Raw genomic sequence first — 15,676 nt, forward strand, 5'->3', positions numbered from 1 at the left:
AACGATAAACAATACATTTTATTACTGTTAAACACCAGGAGAAAAAGTCTGTATCCTTTATTGAGAAGAAAAGGCTGCCCTGATGTCGTAGTGACTAGTGCTTTTTACATCCTAAATAATTAAATATTCCTTGATGCTATTAGAATATGGTGGTTTAAAGTTAATTTATAAACACACCTTTCTTGACATGGTTGACGGAATAAAAAGCATAATAAATTATGGTGTTACTCTTTTTTTATATCTTGCCAAAAAGTGATTATTTAATGAAATACACATTAGAAATAATAGTTGAAATTCCATTAGAAGAATTTATTACAAAATTTGATAATCATGCCAATATGAAATATTGGCAACATGGGTTAGAAAGTTTTGAACACTTACATGGGGATCCTGGTAAAGTAGGCGCTAAAATGATTTTGAATTACAAATTTGGCAATCGTCAAATAGCGCTGACTGAAACTATTACTAAATCAAAATTACCTAATGCGTTTCACGTTAATTATGATACTAAAGGCATGCACAACGTACAGCGAAATTATTTTAAAAGCATACCTGAAGGCCATACGCAATGGATTAATGAAAACGAATTTATCCCTACAAGCTTTGCCATGCGTATGATGACCTTAATAATGCCGAGTGCCTTTAAAAAGCAGTCTCAAAAATATTTAACTGACTTTAAAAACTTTGCCGAGAAAGGCATTTCTGTACAAGATGCGTAAAATAAAACTGATTTGGGATTTTCGTGGTCCAGATGCACTAAAGATTGCCGAACATCATGAAATTCATTTGAAACAATATTTAGCACAGCAACAGTTTTCATTAAAAATTACAGGGGTCGATCTATTAAGCGAACTGCACGCCATAGCTTATCTCGTAGTGGAAGAACCTGATATGAAACCCGTTAGAGATATTTTAAAACCTCATCGAGGCGCCGTTTATCTTGACTCCTGAGTAACTGTTCAAATAACGCTATTCACCCCCTTAAACACACACTTTAACAGATTAATGTGTATTTCGTAGAAAACTTATAAAAAAAAGCGTTAATGCTTGTCATTTCAACCTTAAATAGTGTATTTTTATCGAGCTGTTAAAAAACTAAATCTTATGAACCATTTACTTACCATTCCATTAGCTGTCTTTTGCAGTTTAAATTTCGTCTTTCAAGGAGAAACAACAAATCAACTAGAAGCTGCCACAAGCCCTTCTTTTAATGATACTACTATAAATAATAATTCTGCTATAACTAAAGCGGGTATAGAAGATTTTACTAACCCTGTTATTATTCACAATGCTGACGTAGGGATATTCCCAGGGGATAGAAATCAAGGTAGAGCGTTTATACCAAGGACTAGAATAAGTGCATTAGAAATGCGGGAAGACATGATTGTGACAGGAATAAAAGCTGCAGATGATGGTCAACAATTAATAATATTCGCTAATCATAATAATATTATATTATTAGCCAATAATTCAAATTCTTCTTCTGGAAACAGAATAGAACAAAATTCAAACATGATTATACAGCAAGGTAAAGCCTTTGAGCTTACTTACAGTGTCGCTGCAAACAAGTGGATTATAACTAATGACGATTTCTAAAAACAATAAAATATATCTTATTAAAAAATCAAGTCTTAGGACTTGATTTTTTTTTTATAACGACCCAAGCACCTTCCCCTTAAATTTAAATCACTGCTTTATTTAATAAAGTTAAGTCTCATTATTTGGAAGAATCTAAGACGCTTTTTACAACCAAATTTCCCGAAACTACGATGGATGATGTCGGTTTTTTATAAACGAAATTATTTAGCAGCCCTATTTAGATACTACCCATTTATACCTATTAAAAACAAAGCACATGTTAGATTAATAAACGGCGCAAAGCGATTAGCGTGTACGAGGTGTAAACAACAAATAATCCGTAGGCTTTATTTACGCGGATAACGCTTTAGAACACTGTTCAACCGGCCGTTTTTTGATTTTAATTAAAAGATCTACTAGAAAAAGATTAACTAAATGGGGTTAAGACCCGAAAACAAAAGTAACATACTTGATTATAAATCCCCTTTAATGAAGACTGGTCTAATTGCTTATGTGATGCATGAAACAACATTACAAAAAGCTATTAAAACGCCAAAAATCAAGGTTTTATAATGCAAAATAGTATGTATAAGATATAACTTGCTACTAAGGGGAAATAGTAGTTTAATGATTTGATTCCTGTTAAACTTACTGTATTTCAGTCTTTCAATATCAAATTTCAACTTTATAAATTATATTATAAACTGTCATAATATATAGAAAACCACCGTTACAGAAAACAACTAGAGATGAATTTCAATAAAACAAAAGTCAGCGACTACAATTTTTATTTATTACATATGTTTTAAAATAGTTTCTACAAAAACCAATTCATCATAAGGTTTAATAATAATATCGCAAATTGTGGAATTCTCTATGGTATCACGCATTTCTTCAATTTCAACTGCAGTTAAGGCTATAACCGGAACATCGGAATTAAAAGCTCTTATAGCCTCAGTAGTCTCTAAACCGTTCATTCCTGGCATATTAATATCCATTAAAATAAGGTCGATTTCTTCTTCTTTAACTATTTCAATAGCCCTTTCCCCACTTTCTGCTACTAAAGGTTTAGCTTTATACTTCTCGAGCATCTTTTGGGTTACTATTCTATTTATTCTATTATCATCAACCACCAAAATGGTTTTATTATTAATAGAAATTTTAGGTAATAATATGATTTCTTTTGATGCTTTATAGTTGTCTTCAGAAATAGCGTAGGTAATTGTAAAACTCACTTGTGTTCCTTTCCCTTCCTCACTCTCCAAAGTTATTTCAGACTCATGTAATTCTAAAAGTTTTTTAACAATTGGCAAGCCTAAACCAGTACCTTGATATTCCCCGTCATTTGAAACCTGAGTGAACTCATCGAATATTTCGTGCTGCTTACTTAAGGGAATTCCAATTCCTGTATCTTTAATTTTAAAGGTAATATTAGCAGCCTCACTACCAGCACTATTGGATTCTATTTCTAAAGAAATTATTCCGTTTTCTGTAAACTTGCAGGCATTTCCCACTAAATTAATAAGAATTTGAGAGAGTTTAACATCGTCTCCTATTAATATATTTGGTGTGTTTTTAGAGATATTTACATTAAAAGTATTGGTGTTTTGAACCTTTAAAAACTCAAAAGATTTCATTATTCCGGAAACAAGTTCCCGCAGGTTAAAGGTCACCTTGCCTAAAGTCTTTTCTTTTTTTGCATCTAATTTACTTATTTGCAAGACATCATTAATTAAAGACAAAAGATAGTCGGCTGAGAATTTTAGAGATTTCACATCCTCTTTTTGCTCCTCTAGAGTTACATCGTCCATTAATATGGAAGACAATCCAATGATACCATAGAGTGGCGTGCGCAACTCATGACTAATATTAGAAAAGAATAAACTCTTTGCATTCGCTAACTCTTCACTTTTCTCTTTTGCTAATAAATATTTTATGTTTTTTTCTTTTAAATCATTAAGCAGTTTTTTTCTTTTAACATAAGACACTAATAATGAAATTAAAAGCAGTCCTAACGCACTAGACCCAATTAAGACCCACATTAATACTTTTTCGTTTTTTACAACTTCTTGTTCTATTAATTGCGTTTGGAGCTCTTTAGCCTTTAATTCTTGTTTATACTGTTCAACATTAAATTTTGCAGTAACCATTTCAACTGCTTCAATTTTATCTGTGTTATATTTCTCTTTCTTATATTTATCTACATCTTGTTGAAGCTCAAAAGCTTTTTCATAATTGCCCAGCTTAGATTCTGACAATGCATAATAGGTGTAAGCATCAATTAGTCCATCTGTATAATTAATCGCTTTAGAAATCTCAATAGCTTTTTTGAGGTGCGGAATCGCTTCTTCTGATTTGTTTTTTAGATATAAAAAGCGTCCAAAAATTTGTTCATAACCCGCCTTAAAGGGCTCAGCTTTTAAAGCAACAACGTATTTACCAATTTCGTCTATATGCTCTTCTGCCTTACTAACTTCAGCTTTATCTAAATACAACTCTGAGATGTTATAATTTAAAATAAATAATCTAATGGTATCTTTTATTTTTTCAGCATAAGGTAATACCTCTTTATAAGAATCAATAGCTTTATCATACTCTTCCTGATTGATATACACATTAGCTAAATCAATACTAGCTCCTAAATAACTAAGTGAATCTTTTCTGGTTTGTGCTTGAACTAATTGCTTGGTGAATAGTTTTTTAGCAGCTACTGTATCGTTAATTTGAAGAAAAGTATTTCCTAAAATACTAGATATACTTGATATCCCTTGATAATATTCTATTTGCTCCGCTTTTTTTATAAGCGCATGACCTTCATCAATGGTTTTCGCATAATCTTTTGCATAATAACTTTTTCGTAACACATGTTTAATAAGCGAATCAATTGATGCCGGCGTGACTTCTTCTTGTAAATCAGAAAATCGTTTTGTTTTTGAATATTCGTAATCCGACTGAGCGAAATAAATAGCAAACTGAAAAATTAGCGTTATTGTCAGTAAAGTCTTTTTATCCAAGGTGGTTTGGTTTATAAGTAGGTTAGCGTATACAATAATAATTATATATTTTGTAACTAACTAAAAATTAACCGTCTAAATAACGAGTTTTGCTGTTTTTTACTTAACTATTTCTAATCCTTTTTTATATATCCTTGACATTTAGCCTCCTATATTCGATCTCCCACTTTTTCAAGAGACCATATCCGTACTTTTGAGAGAGTCTTAACAGTTTTACTGAAACTCAAGCCAATAACAGCAAAATAAACTTGGCGCTGTATATGTGTTATAGTTTCAGAGAAATTTAGTGTACTAATTTTGTAAGATTATAAGTTATAGCAATATTTTAAATCATAAACAGTCCATTTTTGATCTGCAAAATAGTTTTTAAATGATTTTCAATTGATGGCAAGACATAGAAGTAACGTCTAGCTCAACTTAATGTATAGGTTCAACTTTAGATGGCCTAGGCTTGGGTTTATCATTTCGCCACTTATAAATTGTAAGTACACAATAACATGGGCTTGATGGTATCTAATTTCAACGAACTACTTCCTACTTCGGCATCTATAACAAATATGCTCTTAAAAAGCACCCCCTAGCCTTATAATTAGACATCTACATGAAGATTGGAGCTAATTAAACGCGCTGCTATTTTACTAGCATGTTAAAACGATAAGTATTATGATTTTCTGACTTTGTATTTACAATGTTAAATTATTTTGTTTAAAAGTTAAATAGTTTCCTAATCCATTCTGTTTTATTAAATTATAATAAATGAAACTAACGCTAATATTATATCTTTTAATGACGACTATAGCCTATACCCAACACCACATGCCTAAATCTATCGAAGATGAAGTTAAGTTTGCACTTTCCTACTATCCTCAGTTAGAAAACACAAGCATACATTTTAAATTTAAGAAAGATATTAAAAAGTCAACGATGCAAGCACAACCGGCCTTTAGTAGTTTTTTTAAACGAAAAGGCGACCGTAGTTATTACATCTTTATAAGTGAAACGGTGAAAATATCTGGCGAAACGTATTACACTAAAAAAATGCCCAAAGAGGTGCTAATAGGTTGGATAGGACACGAATTAGGTCACATCATGGATTATAGAAACCGTAGTAATATGAATCTTGTTTGGTTTGGAATCAAGTACTTATTTTCAAAAAATCACATCATTGAAGCCGAGCGTGCTGCAGACACCTACGCTATTAAATCTGGAATGGAGGATTATATTTTAAAAACGAAAAACTTCATATTAAATCAGTCTGACATTGACGAAAAATACATTGCTAGAATTAAAAAATTCTATTTGTCACCAGAGGAAATAATGGAAATAATTAAACAACGGGATTTAAAATTAGCTAAAGTTTTGGAGTAACAAAAGCTTCCCAATTTTTAAATTGATCTTCTCCCATAACGCGTTCCATTTTAACCTGACCGCCTTTTTTCTTGTTGGCGCCATTCCATTCGTAAAAGATATCTGGACTTATCACTTTCACTTTCACGCCTTCTAAGGCTTTTCCTCTAGCTACTTTGTAGTTTTTGTTTGTGGTTTTTAGAAAGTTGTCCAGCGCCGTGACTATTTTCTCATTATCTGCTTTTAAACCCTCTGACCCTAAATACCAAACATGGTAAAACCCATCGTCAAAACGTTTCGCGCAAAGTGTGTATTCTGGTATCGTCGTTTCAAATTTTTCTTCCAGATGACTAATTGCTTTGTCCAATTTGTTAACCGACAGTTGTGAACCTACGGTATTTAAAAAGAATTTTGTTCGCCCAGTGATTTTAATTTCTGCGCGTTCAACATTTGTAAATTCAATAGTATCGCCAATTAAATAACGCCAGGCACCACTCACGGTGCTAATAATAAGTACATAATCTTGATTTAATTGAACGTCCTTAAGAGTAATACTAGGGGCATTAGGAGTTAAGGACCCATCTTGGTTAATATACTCTGGCTTAAATGGCACAAATTCAAAATAGATTCCGCCATCTGTAACGAGTTGCATAGCATCCGTTTCTGGTCTGCTTTGAAAAGCTATAAAGCCTTCAGAGGCTAAATACGTATCTATAATGGTAACTGGCTTTCCTAAAAGCGCTTTGAAACTTTTTTCATACGGACCAAATGCCACTCCTCCAGAGGTAAATACCCGTAAGTTTGGCCATACCTCATGAATATGTTTTACGTTATGATAATTTATCACTTCTTTGAGCATCAATTCCATCCATGAGGGTATGCCGCTTAGAGCACCAATATCCCATTGTTTTGCTCTCTTTGCAATGCTTGACACACGCTCATCCCAGTCGTCAATTTTAGCAATATCTTCACCGGGCTTATAAAAGCCTTTAAACCAAAATGGAATATTGCTCGCAGTAATACCACTAATTTCACCTTCTAAATGATTTTCTTTCTCAATTAAGTCTGTTGAACTCCCCAACATCATGGCTTCCTTAGTAAAAAAATCTGCTGGAAGATCAAAATTGCTAAGCGCTGTAACCTGACTAATACCGGCTTGCCTAATAGCAGCAATCATAGCATCTGTAACGGGAATACGCTTACTCGTCTTTCCTGTAGTCCCAGAACTTAGTGCAAAGTAAGATGGACTCCCTGGCCAAGTAACATCAGTTTCTCCTTGATGAAGTTTACGCCACCATTTTTCATTTATTTCGTGATAATCAAAATAAGGAATACGCTTTGCAAATGCCTCAGAAGGATGCTCTGATTCTAATAGTGCAGAAAAGTCATACGTCTCACCAAATTGTGTGTTTTTAGCTGTTTCCAACAACAGCACTAACTGCTTTTCTTGGGCGACAACTGGGTCTAATTCAGGCGTTAACGTGCCTTTCAGATTAATGGCGCCTTTAATTATATTTCCTAATATTTCCATTTAATTCTTGTTTTTACTCAACAAATAGTCCTTTTTCATTTCTCTGTTATAAAGATTATCTTTGAAGAGACTTATAATATACCAATAAAATTATCAACCAATGAAATTAAAATTAATATTACAAATTTTTGGTTTGATAACAGTAGTATTAACGTTATTACCAATCATTGACCTAGATTACTGGTTTATAAGAATGTTAGACTTTCCGCATCTTCAATTAACCGTTTTAACCCTATTCTCTGCCCTTTTATTTTATATCAAATTTGAAGTTAATGACTATCGTGATTCTCTTTTTTTGATCACTCTACTTTGTTGTTTTCTGTTTCAAGTTTATAAAATATACCCTTACACGCCCATAGCAAAAAAAGAGTTATTTGATTATTCTAAAGCAAGTAAAGATTCTCTAACCTTATTTACTGCAAATTTATTGCAGAAAAATAACAATGTAAATAAAATTAAGGAAGTCATAAAAACAATTGATGCAGATGTCATGGTTTTTACTGAAGCGAATGCGCGCTGGAAAAATGATCTTGAAAGCATCACCCTGACTAAGTACCCGTATAAAGTTGAAATTGCATTACCCAATACCTATGGTATGTTATTTTATTCTAAACATAAGCTCAAAGATGCTCAGGTGCGGTATTTAGTAGACGACAGTATTCCTTCGATACATACAAAGTTGGTGCTTCCAAATCAAGATATCGTTCAGTTTTACGCCATACACCCAACACCACCTATGCCTCAGGAAAACCCGATGTCTACAGATCGTGATGCGGAATTAATGCTGGTTGCTAAATTAGCTAAAGAGTCGGAATACCCCGTGATTGTATTAGGTGATTTAAATGATGTGGCTTGGTCTGAAACATCTAATCTCTTCAAGAGTGTCAGTGGCCTTTTAGATGCTCGAGTTGGGAGAGGCTTTTTTAATACCTATAACGCCGAGAAATATTTATTGCGCTGGCCGTTAGACCACATCTTTGTTTCTGAGCTATTCAGATATAAAGACATGAGGCTTTGTGAAGCTATAGACTCTGATCATTTTCCATTATTTATGTCCCTAAGCTACGAACCTGACCTAGCTAAAGCCCAAGAGAAAAACCCACCAACAAAAGAGGAGATGGAAAATGCCAATCAGCAAATGGAAAATTTTCACGAAAGTAAAACTACCTCGAATAATTAGGGGATTCTTTGGTGATGGTGACATCATGTGGATGACTTTCATTAATCCCAGAAGCAGTGATTTTCACAAAGCGTCCAGTTTCTTTTAAGGTTTCCACATCTTTTGCACCACAATAGCCCATGCCTGCTCTTAAACCACCAATAAACTGATGTATACTTTCATACAACTCACCTTTATAGGGCACCCGGCCAACAATACCTTCTGGTACTAATTTTTTAATATCGTCTTCAACATCTTGAAAATAACGGTCTTTACTGCCTTCTTTCATAGCTTCTACAGAGCCCATTCCTCTGTAAGACTTAAATTTTCGGCCTTCATAAATTATCGTTTCTCCAGGACTCTCTTTTGTTCCTGCCAATAATGACCCTAACATCACGGTATCTGCACCAGCGGCAATCGCTTTAGGAATATCGCCAGTATAACGAATACCGCCATCGGCAATTACAGGAACGCCTGAACCTTTAATAGCATTTGCAACTTCTAAAACGGCTGAAAACTGAGGAAACCCAACGCCGGCAACAACACGTGTTGTACATATAGAACCAGGGCCTATACCAACCTTTACTGCATCGGCTCCTGCTTCAACCAAATATTTAGCAGCTTCAGCGGTTGCGATATTACCAACAACGACGTCTAAGTCTGGGAATTTCTTTTTGATCTCTTTTAAAACGGTTACCACGCCTTTAGTATGCCCGTGGGCCGTATCAATAACAATAGCATCAACACCTGCATTTACCAAAGCTTCAGTTCTAGCAACAGCATCAGCTGTTACGCCTATAGCAGCAGCAACTCTTAACCTACCATAAGTGTCTTTATTAGCTATAGGTTTTTGTGTTACTTTGGTGATATCTCTAAAGGTTATTAACCCAACCAAGATATCGCCTTTAACAATTAAAAGTTTTTCGATTTTATTTTTTTGAAGAATTTTTTCAGCATCCTTTAAAGAAGTTCCAACTGGGGCAGTTACTAAGTTTTCACTAGTCATAACCTCGACAATGGGTCTGCTATTTTCATGTTCGAAACGCAAATCACGATTGGTAACAATACCTTTTAGCTTTCCAGCTTCATCTACAATTGGAATACCACCAATACTATGCTCACGCATGGCACTTTTAGCATCTGCTACGATGGCCGTCATTGGTAGCGTTACGGGATCTATGATCATACCACTTTCGGCACGCTTTACCTTACGCACTTTTTGTGCCTGCTGCTCAATGCTCATATTTTTATGCAACACGCCAATACCGCCTTCTCGTGCCATAGCAATTGCCATTTGACTTTCGGTCACCGTATCCATCGCTGCAGAAACGATAGGTACATTAATAGTGATATTTCGTGTAAATTTTGATTGGATATTGACTTCGCGTGGAAGTACTTCAGAAAAAGCTGGGACTAATAAAACGTCGTCATAGGTTAAACCTTCTCCAACTATTTTGTTCTCGTGTGCTGTCATGTTGCAATTAGAATTAATTGCGTGCAAATATACATATTAATTCTTAATTCTTATTTTTTAAATTGATAAAGAATAAAATCTTATGGTCTGGTTGACTTATTTATTCTGAAATTTTAAGGAATAAGGTCTTTTTACTCTACTATTTTATAATTTTCACGTGCTTTATTAGCCCAAACAATAACAGCTTCTTTTTCTGCTTCAGTAATAGAACCATGTAACCAAGTATAAGCATCTAAAGGCATTTCTCCTTCTTCAACTTCTTCTACTAATTCATCAAGTTTATGGTCTTTTTTCTTATTACTATACGCAAGCCATTGCGACACATTAAAATGTTCATTACCTTCTTCAATTTGGTCATTAATCCAAAAGGATACTGGTGCAACTTCGGCATACCAAGGATAAACGGTTTTGTTACTGTGGCAATTATAGCAGTTGTTTTCCATAATCGTTTTAATACCACTTGTAACATTCGTTTCTAATTCAAAAGCAGCCACATCTCTATATTCTGCATTATTTTTAGCTGGTCTATACAACTGCATCAATACTAAAACAATTAATAATGCAACTAATATCTTTTTTACTATTTTCATTTCCTCCTATTTTAAAACTCAACTTGTAATGTGGTATAAAAATTTCGGTTTGCAGACGGAATTATCCCCGGACCAGGATATCCTGCAGCACGTCTTGTAAAATAGGCCTTATCTAAAAGGTTGTTTACACCCGTTTCTAATTTGAAACGTTTGTATTTATAAGACATAGAAAAATCCAACACATCATAACCTGGAATAATACCAACAATACTATTTAAATTATCACCTCCAGGATCATTACCTGCATCTGTAAATTGTGAGGTTAAATAGGTATATTGTATATTAGATAGAAAATTATTGTAACCAAATTGCAAACCCGTTTTTATATTAACATCTGGAATAAATTCAACTTTATTACCAACTCTAACATCACTACTGGTATTATCAAATCTGGTAGACGTATATTCTGAAGTTACAAAAGATGAGTTGATAAAAACATTGGTTCGAAATTTATTATTCATATTCAAGATTTTTTTAAGATTAAAATCAATTAAGGATTCTATTCCAAAAATTTTAGCATTACCAACATTCACTCTTAGTTTCCCTATACTATTGATAGGCGGAATTGTAGCATCAATTAAGCCAATTCTATCCTTATATAACAATGCAAACACATTCGCATCGTAAGACACATATTGATTAATATCCCCTCTAACACCGAGGTCTGCAGTAAAACCCGATTCGTCTTTTAAATCTGGATCTACTGCGTTTGACGGATTTACAATGTTTAAATCACCAAAGGTTACAGAACGGTAATTTTGCGAGATATTACCATAAAACTCTAAAGCGTTTGATGCTTTATAACTAGTTCCTACTCCTAAAAGCACAAAAGAGCGTTCATTTTCAATATCCTGAGATTCTGATCCCGCATCAATAGGATTGCCAGCACCATCAAAATTAAAGGTTTGCCGAACACCTATACTCGCTGTTTTTATATATTCGAATCTAACACCGGGTGTAATCGATAATTTGTCGTTTATATAAAATATATTCTCACTAAACGCTGCTAAGTTTAAATTTGGGTTGTCATATTCCGATTGTGTAGGATAAAAAGGATAGTCTTCTGTAGCAGGAGAAAAATCAGGATCCGACCCCGCACTTCCAGGACCTTGGGAGTAGCTGTTTTCTGCTTTGTAAAACTTACCTCCTATTAAAAACGTTGCTTTTTTATTGCATACTTTATACTTTGTTAGTAGTCGTGTTTCAAACCCGTAATTATTAAAATCGCTATCGATTAAATCTCTGGCCCCTCCAGGATCTGGAATGTCTACACGACGATTTCTATAACCTAAGGCTTTCCTGTTAGCATCTAAACCAAACGCATTAAATGTAAAGTTGGTGTTTTCAGAAAATTTATGAGATAATTTCAAATTATATAATAACCAATCTACCTGAAACCAGTTCCGCGGGCGATTACTTTGGTATGGATTTTCTTGAAACTGTCTATCGTTTAGACCTCCTGCTTGTTTTGCTAAATACCGTAAGTAGGTTACTTCTCCCGTTAGTTTTGTGTCGTCGTTAAATTGATACCCCATGTGGGCATACCCGTTTTTAGATTCAAAATTAGAATTTGGTCTAAAACCATCCCCTTTTTTATAGTTGAAAAACCCGTAATAACTTAACTTATTTTTAGTTCCTCCAATACTGGTAAAATTGGTATATAAACCATTACTTCCTGTAGTATTCCTGGTTATAAACTTAAAAGATTTATTAGGATTTGGTTCTTTCATTTTAAAATTCACCAGACCTCCAAACTGAGTTCCATACTGCAAAGAAGCAGCACCACGAATAATCTGTACTTCTTTTAAACCTTCTGCCGCTGGTGTATAGTAACTTTCAGGATACCCTAAAACATCGGCACTTATATCATACCCATTCTGCCTAGTATTAAAACTCGCTGTGCGGTTAGGATCTAAACCACGACCTCCAATGTTTAATTGTAAACCTGCATCATCATTTTGATAGATGTTTAATCCAGACACTTGACTATATAATTGGCGTGCATTATTAGACGCCAAGTTTGCCATAGATTGTTCAACCAAAACCACTTCCGTTTTTTTCCCTGCATAAATGGCCGTTTCTTCAACATCTTTTAAACGACTTAAACTAAAGACTTTCGCTTTTCTTGCTGTTAGTTCAACTTCAGAAAGTGTTTGTGCTAAAGGCTTTAATTCTATATTTATGACTGTGTTCTCTACCGTTGTAATTTTCCGTTCAAAAGCTTCAAATTCATAAGAAAAATAGACTAAAGTTAAGTCTTCTTTTTCGGTTTCGAATTCGTAATACCCTAAAGCATTTGTTTTTGCTAATAGGCCTGTTTCTTTATTATAGACCTCTACGCCTTTTAATGGCTCAGAGGAGATTTCAGAAGTCACTGTTCCAGATATTTTAGTTTGCGCAAAAGCAATACTCGTTAATAAAAACAGTCCTGTAAATAGTTTAAAGTCCTTTAATGTCATCGTTAAATGGTAAAATCCAGTGTTTGGGTTTAAATGATTCTTTTTCGGCGTACAAATTTACTGTTTTGTCTATAAACGGGATGCTTAGTCTTCCGTTTAATGCCGCATAACTTTCTACGTATACTTCAACATTTTTATGGCCTTGGCTCTTAAAATGATCGCCTAAGTAATGGGCATACTCTAAGATAAAATCAGGCTGAAAACTCATTTGCTTTTCCTGTAAAGGTGTTAAAAAGTCTTGATTGTCAACATAAAAAAACTGCCCAGTTTCACCATTGACAATCTTAAAATTGGCATACCCCATTTTCTCCATGAGCATAACGCGCCAAGAAAAACGATAGCCTTCTTCCGTCCAAAACAATTCGTTAGGATACAATAGATAACGAAACGGAATTAAAAGTTGTAATGTGAAAAATAAAGCTAAAATAGACAGAACTAATTTTCTGTTTTTAGGTCGATAGACCGCTTTAGTTTCTATCGCTTTCGCGGAAAAACCGCCAAGGAGCTTTCTAATGCTGTCTATGATTTTATTATGAAGGTCAGCGTCAAAAAAGATGAGCGCACTTACAATCATAACAAACGGAAACATCCCAATTGGAAATAAAACGCGTGTAAATACATGAAAGAATACAACAAAGAAAAATGCCACTACTCTAGTTTTTCGGTATAACAAGAAAAAGGGTATCAGTAAATCGTAAAACATACCAGACCAACTCATGGCGTAATGAAACCAATTTTGATGCATCAGGCTTTCACCTATAAACGGTATATCGTATTTAGAAGGCAACCAGGTTTTTAATGGTTGCGCTTTAAATAACCAATCACTATTTAACTTAGCTAAACCTGCATAGAAATAAACAATCCCAATTAATAATTTAATACTGTCTGTGGTCCACTTTGGAATGTTTTTGTACTGTATTTTATTGCGGTATCCATCTACGGAAAAGTATTTTTCAGCAGGTAGAAAAATCATTAGAAAACTAAGAATACTTATAAAGTAGTAATGGTTTAAATAGGTTGTTTTTTCCATAAGTTCTATGTAGGTAAAACTTAAAAAAAAGGTAATAATAGCCAATCTATATTTATAACCAATAGCAACAAGGAAAGCAGATAAGCCGCAAATTAAAAACAATAAATAAGTATAATCGCCTAATGTTTTAACCCACTCAAAACCATAATATTTAAAATGAAATTTAGGCTGAATATAAACAGTATCTATCCACCCCTTAAGCCAGTAGCGCACAATACCGTAGAGCATCATTAAGCCAAAGCCTATACGGAATACTGCTAATGGTGCAGCGCTTGTAGTTTGGGTTAAATATGTTTTGACTTTGCTTTTCATGTTGCAAAAAAAAGGTTGTCCTTTTTATTTAGACAACCTTTATAATTGTTTTATTGGGACATTAATCGCCATCGTTATCGTTTGGATCTACTACGTAACTTACATTCAATGCCGAAAGCATATCAGATTTTAAAGACACGACTACCATTTGCAGCGCATCGTAAGCTTCCGTCATTTTTGTATTGTCTGTTTCAACCTGACTTTTTAAATTTGAATTTAAAGCTTGTACTTTTTGTCTGGCTACATCTAATCGTGCGTTTATAACTTCAACTAAATCATTTCTATTTAAGGCTACTAAATAGGTTTTATAACTTTCGCCTTCGTTACTACTATTGTAAGCTTTACCATTAAATACGTCTTGTACAGTATTTAAAGCCTCTAATACTAATTCTTTAGAGTTATCTTCTTTGTAAACCGCTTCTACCAATAATGGTTGCGGTGTTGTAGAAAAAACGCCAGCGGGAATTCCTATTTTTTGTGCTCTCAATTCTTTTTCGTAATAAAAAACATAAGCATTTAATAATTTATTTACAGACCCAGAAGCAACATTAGCGGTATTAACAACAAAACTGTTTCTGTAATTAGTGGTCCAATCAGTCAATACACTATTAGTAAGTGATTGCATTTCGTCAATTACATCTGAAAGATAGTTTATGTAATTTGCATTTGTATACACATTTAAAATAGCCACATCATCATTTGCTACACCATATAACATATAATCTACCGCTGGAAAACCCACAGCAGCATTATTACTTGCATTTGATAAAACGTAATTTCCAGTTGAAATATTATTTTCAATAAGAGTAGTATTTGTAGGATAAACATTCATCCTATCTTTATAAAAGAGCTCTTCTGCTTTACCAATTTGAAACATTTGCACCGCTTGAAAGGTTTTATAAGCAGTAAACCAATCGGTTCTTAAGGTCTCTAAATTTGCTTGATTTACCTCTGTAATAAAAGCATTTTTAGAAGCGACCAATGTATTTAAATCTGCATCTAAATCCTGATATGCTGGAATAATAATATTATCTGCAATATTGGTAAGCATCGCAACTCTATCAAAGGTATCGTTTGTAGTATTTCCAGAGCCTGTATCGTCTGATTCTGTGCAGGCCAATACCACTAAAACAACTATTACTACTCCAAAAATTCTCTTGATCATGATATTCTATTTTAATT

The 15,676-nt window shown here is 33.8% G+C and carries 13 protein-coding genes; 6 read left to right on the top strand and 7 right to left on the bottom strand.

The window, feature by feature from the left end; genetic code table 11:
* Window positions 1-263 precede the first annotated feature (263 nt).
* The 4 genes from GQ46_RS04980 (at window position 264) to GQ46_RS17565 (ending at window position 2,151) form a co-directional block, all read left to right on the top strand.
* Complete coding sequence (locus GQ46_RS04980; protein WP_044398892.1) at window positions 264-719, top strand: SRPBCC family protein; 456 nt, start codon at window positions 264-266, stop codon at window positions 717-719.
* On the top strand, window positions 712-951 hold the full coding sequence (locus GQ46_RS04985) for a hypothetical protein (RefSeq protein ID WP_044398894.1): 240 nt from the start codon (window positions 712-714) through the stop codon (window positions 949-951). The genes GQ46_RS04980 and GQ46_RS04985 overlap by 8 nt, the downstream gene beginning before the upstream one ends.
* Window positions 952-1,104: 153 nt before the next feature.
* Window positions 1,105-1,596, top strand: coding sequence for a hypothetical protein (locus GQ46_RS04990; protein WP_044398895.1), 492 nt, complete (start codon window positions 1,105-1,107; stop codon window positions 1,594-1,596).
* A gap of 417 nt (window positions 1,597-2,013) precedes the next feature.
* Entirely contained in the window at window positions 2,014-2,151 is a 138-nt protein-coding gene (locus tag GQ46_RS17565; protein WP_156133104.1) for a hypothetical protein, read from the top strand.
* A gap of 221 nt (window positions 2,152-2,372) precedes the next feature.
* Here GQ46_RS17565 and GQ46_RS04995 read toward each other — a convergent pair whose 3' ends face one another.
* Window positions 2,373-4,592 carry an ATP-binding protein gene (locus GQ46_RS04995; protein ID WP_082041708.1) on the bottom strand — a complete coding sequence of 740 codons (2,220 nt, stop codon included), beginning with the start codon at window positions 4,590-4,592 and terminating at the stop codon, window positions 2,373-2,375.
* Window positions 4,593-5,348: 756 nt separating this feature from the next.
* Between GQ46_RS04995 and GQ46_RS05000 the strand changes: the two genes are divergently transcribed.
* Entirely contained in the window at window positions 5,349-5,960 is a 612-nt protein-coding gene (locus tag GQ46_RS05000; protein WP_044398898.1) for a hypothetical protein, read from the top strand.
* On the opposite strand, the gene GQ46_RS05005 is transcribed toward GQ46_RS05000, so the two are convergent.
* On the bottom strand, window positions 5,944-7,470 hold the full coding sequence (locus tag GQ46_RS05005; protein WP_044398900.1) for a GH3 auxin-responsive promoter family protein: 1,527 nt from the start codon (window positions 7,468-7,470) through the stop codon (window positions 5,944-5,946). The two genes, GQ46_RS05000 and GQ46_RS05005, sit on opposite strands and share 17 nt — an antisense overlap.
* Window positions 7,471-7,570: 100 nt before the next feature.
* Here GQ46_RS05005 and GQ46_RS05010 point away from each other — a divergent pair, with 100 nt between their 5' ends.
* Window positions 7,571-8,650 (top strand): endonuclease/exonuclease/phosphatase family protein, encoded by a 1,080-nt coding sequence (locus GQ46_RS05010; protein WP_044398902.1) that lies wholly within the window; start codon window positions 7,571-7,573, stop codon window positions 8,648-8,650.
* On the opposite strand, the gene guaB is transcribed toward GQ46_RS05010, so the two are convergent.
* The 5 genes from guaB to GQ46_RS05035 form a co-directional block, all read right to left on the bottom strand.
* Complete coding sequence (gene guaB, locus GQ46_RS05015) at window positions 8,634-10,103, bottom strand: IMP dehydrogenase (protein ID WP_044398904.1); 1,470 nt, start codon at window positions 10,101-10,103, stop codon at window positions 8,634-8,636. The two genes, GQ46_RS05010 and guaB, sit on opposite strands and share 17 nt — an antisense overlap.
* Window positions 10,104-10,234: 131 nt before the next feature.
* The gene (locus GQ46_RS05020; protein ID WP_044398907.1) at window positions 10,235-10,693 is read right to left on the bottom strand and encodes a heme-binding domain-containing protein; all 459 of its coding nucleotides are present in this window, start codon (window positions 10,691-10,693) and stop codon (window positions 10,235-10,237) included.
* A gap of 11 nt (window positions 10,694-10,704) precedes the next feature.
* A complete protein-coding gene (locus GQ46_RS05025) occupies window positions 10,705-13,152 on the bottom strand; it encodes a TonB-dependent receptor domain-containing protein (protein WP_044398908.1) in 2,448 nt (815 codons plus the stop codon).
* Window positions 13,133-14,494, bottom strand: coding sequence for an HTTM domain-containing protein (locus GQ46_RS05030; protein ID WP_044398910.1), 1,362 nt, complete (start codon window positions 14,492-14,494; stop codon window positions 13,133-13,135). Before GQ46_RS05030 ends, GQ46_RS05025 begins: the two co-directional genes overlap by 20 nt.
* A gap of 61 nt (window positions 14,495-14,555) precedes the next feature.
* Window positions 14,556-15,659 (bottom strand): imelysin family protein, encoded by a 1,104-nt coding sequence (locus GQ46_RS05035; protein ID WP_044398912.1) that lies wholly within the window; start codon window positions 15,657-15,659, stop codon window positions 14,556-14,558.
* Window positions 15,660-15,676 lie beyond the last annotated feature (17 nt).

The sequence above is a fragment of the Lacinutrix sp. Hel_I_90 genome (genome assembly GCF_000934685.1).
GTDB lineage: Bacteria > Bacteroidota > Bacteroidia > Flavobacteriales > Flavobacteriaceae > Lacinutrix.